Source organism: Comamonas sp. GCA5, assembly GCF_036541385.1.
Taxonomy (GTDB): Bacteria; Pseudomonadota; Gammaproteobacteria; order Burkholderiales; family Burkholderiaceae_C; genus Comamonas; species Comamonas aquatica.
On record NZ_JAZHFR010000150.1, the window covers coordinates 1 to 3,311 of the forward strand.

Sequence of the window (3,311 nt, forward strand, 5' to 3'; positions counted from 1 at the left end):
CTAGCGACAGGCAGCTCGCAGGCGCACGGCACCAGCCTGCAGGCGCTCAAGGACGCGGTGCGCCGCGACCGCGCCCTGCACCTGCTGCAGCGCACCGACACCCCCCTCAAGCGCGTGGCCCAGGCCTGCGGCTTTGCGGGCGAGAAAAGCTTCATCCGCGCCTTCCACCAGTGGACCGGGCAGGCCCCGGGCGCCTACCGCCAGGCCCAGCGCGGGCGCTGAACCACGCCGGCGGGCGTTTTGTGCCACACTGCAGGCAGTGTTGAAAAAAACAATAGCTGTCAGCGCTTGATATATAAGGGCTGAGAGCCAAAATCATTCTCAATTACAGAGGCTGACATGGCAGAGCAGACACCCGCACGCACTTCGGACTGGATGAGGCCGCACAGCCTGTTGCGCATCTCCATCGCCGTGGCCGTGGTCACCATCGTGCTGAAGATGCTGGCCTGGCTGCTGACCGGCTCGGTGGGCCTGCTGTCCGATGCGCTGGAATCCTTCGTCAACTTGGCCGGCGCCACCTTCGCGCTGGCCATGGTGACCATCGCCCAGCGCCCGGCCGACGACGACCACCCCTATGGCCACCACAAGGCGGAGTACTTCTCGGCCGGCTTCGAGGGGCTGCTGGTGATTGGCGCCAGCCTGGCCATCATCTGGGTCAGCGTGGCCCGCTGGCTGGACCCCCAGCCGCTGCAGCGCCTGGACTGGGGCCTGGGCCTGTCGCTGGCCAGCACTGTGCTCAACGGCGCGCTGGCCTGGCTGATGTTCCGCAGCGCCCGCACCTACCGCTCGATGGCGCTGGAGGGCGATGCCCACCACCTGATGACCGATGTCTACACCTCGGTGGGCGTGGTGCTGGGCCTGGGGCTGGCCCACCTCAGCGGCTGGTGGTGGCTGGACCCGCTGGCCGGCGTGGTCGTGGCGCTGAACATCCTGTGGCACGGCGCCGTGCTGGTCTGGCGCGCCGCCCAGGGCCTGATGGACGTGGCCATGGACCCCGAACAGCTGCTGCAGGTCGAGACCGTGCTGCACGCCCAGGTGCAGGCCGCCCAGGCCCAGACCGGCGTGGCCCTGCTCTTCGACAGCCTGCGCACGCGCCAGGCCGGTGGCCACAGCTTCATCGACCTGCACCTGCACCTGCCCGGCGACTGGAGCCTGGCCCAGGCCGCCGACTGGCGCCACCGCACCGAGGCCGCGTTGATGGCCGCCATCCCCAGCGTGCAGGTGCACATCGAGCTGCTGCCCCAAGGCGCCGTCACCGTGCTGGAGCGCCAGACCGGCCACAGGGCCTGACGCCGGGGTATTGCGCCCCGCCGCACGGCCGGTGCGGGCGTCCCCGGATAATTCGGGCCATGACTACCTCGCCCAGCGCCGCCGGCGCAGCCGCATCCACGGCGTTCTCTTCCCTGTCGCTCCACCCCGCCACCCTGCAGAACCTGCAGCAGCTGGGCTATGAACAGATGACGCCCATCCAGGCCGCCAGCCTGCCGCTGACGCTGCGCGGGCAGGACCTGATCGCCCAGGCCAGCACCGGCAGCGGCAAGACCGCCGCCTTCGGCCTGCCCCTGCTGGAGCGCCTGAACCAGCGCTGGTTCGCCGTGCAGGGCCTGGTGCTGTGCCCCACGCGCGAGCTGGCCGACCAGGTGGCCACCGAAATCCGCCGCCTGGCGCGCGCCCAGGAAAACATCAAGGTCGTCACCGTCTATGGCGGCGTGCCCTCGCGCAACCAGATCGCCAGCCTGGAGAACGGCGCCCACATCGTCGTCGGCACGCCCGGCCGCGTGATGGACCTGATCGAGCGCGGCGCGCTGGACATCTCCAAGCTGCAGACCCTGGTGCTGGACGAAGCCGATCGCATGCTGGACATGGGCTTTTACGCCGACATCGTCACCGTGGTCGAGCAGTGCCCCGCGCAGCGCCAGACCCTGCTGTTCTCGGCCACCTACCCCGAGGGCATTGCCCAGCTGGCGCAGCGCTTCATGCGCGAGCCCCAGATGGTCCAGGTCGCCGCCCAGCACAGCGCGCACAAGATCGCCCAGCGCTGGTACGAAGTGCCCGCCCGGCACAAGCTCGACGTGGTCGTGCAGATGCTGGCGCACTTCCGCCCCGAATCCACCATCGCCTTCTGCAACACCAAGCAGCAGTGCCGCGAAGCCGTCGCCGCCCTGCAGGCCCAGGGCATCAGCGCCCTGGCCTTGTTCGGCGAGCTGGAACAGCGCGAGCGCGACGAAGTGCTGGTGCAGTTTGCCAACCGCAGCTGCAGCGTGCTGGTCGCCACCGACGTGGCCGCGCGCGGCCTGGACATCGCCAACCTGTCGGCCGTGATCAACATCGACGTCACGCCCGACCCCGAGGTCCACATCCACCGCATCGGCCGCACCGGCCGCGGCGATGCCGAGGGCCTGGCCCTGCACCTGGTGGACATGGAAGAGATGGTGCACGTCGCCAAGATCGAACAGCTGCAGGGCCGCGCCTCGGAATGGTTCGACGTGGCCGAGCTGACGCCCGCCCCCGGTGGTGCCCTGCTGCCGCCCATGATGACCATCCAGCTCATCGGCGGGCGCAAGGAAAAGATCCGCGCCGGTGACGTGATGGGCGCCATGTGCGCCGACTTCGGCTACACGCGCGAGCAGATCGGCAAGATCAGCGTGAACGACTTCTCCACCTATGTGGCGGTGGACCGCCGGATTGCGGCGGAGGCCTGCGCCAAGCTGAACAATGGGCGCGTGAAGGGCAAGAGCGTGCGCGCACGCGTGCTGTAAACATCTTTTCAGCGGGCGGCTGGCAGTTGCTAGCTGTTGCTGATGCCAAAGGCTGCTGGTCGCAAGACTGGCGGCCTTTTTTGTTTGTGGGTGTTCGCTGGCTCTAGCGCTTATGTGGCAAGCGCTGGTAGCTATGGTTTTTGCTTCTTGTCTTGTGCTTGTTGTGGCACTTGTGTCCGAGGCCGGGAGTCGCCCGGCGGCGACCCGATTTCTTTTGTCTTGCCAAAAGAAACCGGGGAAAGAAAAGGCGCGCCTTGCAGGCGGCTGGTCCGGCGGAACTCACTGCGCGCCTGCAGCGCTCCGTTCAAACAGCCGCCGGAAAAATGAAGGACTTCCACTAGATGGGGCGCGACGCTTGCGCGCGCAAGGCAGTAGGATTCCTCTGCAAAATTAGATTTTTCTAAATGCTGCAACAAAAATTTCAGCCCTAAGTGTCGGGTCCCGGATGATTACGCACGTTCTTGACGAATAAATCAGGAGCTTTCATCTTCCATTTTTTGAGTGCTTGGACTGGGGCTTCATGCCCCAGTGCCTTTTGTGGCAAGTGGTGGT

4 protein-coding genes and 1 pseudogene are annotated in these 3,311 nt (G+C 66.7%); 3 read left to right on the forward strand and 2 right to left on the reverse strand.

All coding sequences use genetic code 11. The annotated features are described in order from the left end of the window. From SJH88_RS18680 to dbpA, 3 genes are all read left to right on the forward strand, one after another. A partial coding sequence (locus tag SJH88_RS18680) for a helix-turn-helix domain-containing protein (protein WP_274755335.1) occupies positions 1–222 on the forward strand: 222 nt, incomplete at its 5' end. 117 nt (positions 223–339) lie between these two features. Beyond that, positions 340–1,290, forward strand: a complete 951-nt coding sequence (locus SJH88_RS18685; RefSeq protein ID WP_274755336.1) for a cation diffusion facilitator family transporter — start codon at positions 340–342, stop codon at positions 1,288–1,290. A gap of 59 nt (positions 1,291–1,349) precedes the next feature. Further along, the gene (gene dbpA, locus SJH88_RS18690; protein WP_042414524.1) at positions 1,350–2,759 is read left to right on the forward strand and encodes an ATP-dependent RNA helicase DbpA; all 1,410 of its coding nucleotides are present in this window, start codon (positions 1,350–1,352) and stop codon (positions 2,757–2,759) included. A gap of 131 nt (positions 2,760–2,890) precedes the next feature. On the opposite strand, the gene SJH88_RS18695 is transcribed toward dbpA, so the two are convergent. Both SJH88_RS18695 and SJH88_RS18700 read right to left on the reverse strand, forming a co-directional pair. Next, positions 2,891–3,172 (reverse strand): hypothetical protein, encoded by a 282-nt coding sequence (locus SJH88_RS18695; RefSeq protein ID WP_274755337.1) that lies wholly within the window; start codon positions 3,170–3,172, stop codon positions 2,891–2,893. Between the two features lie 14 nt (positions 3,173–3,186). Next, positions 3,187–3,311: pseudogene (locus tag SJH88_RS18700) on the reverse strand (IS481 family transposase); the annotation flags it as partial.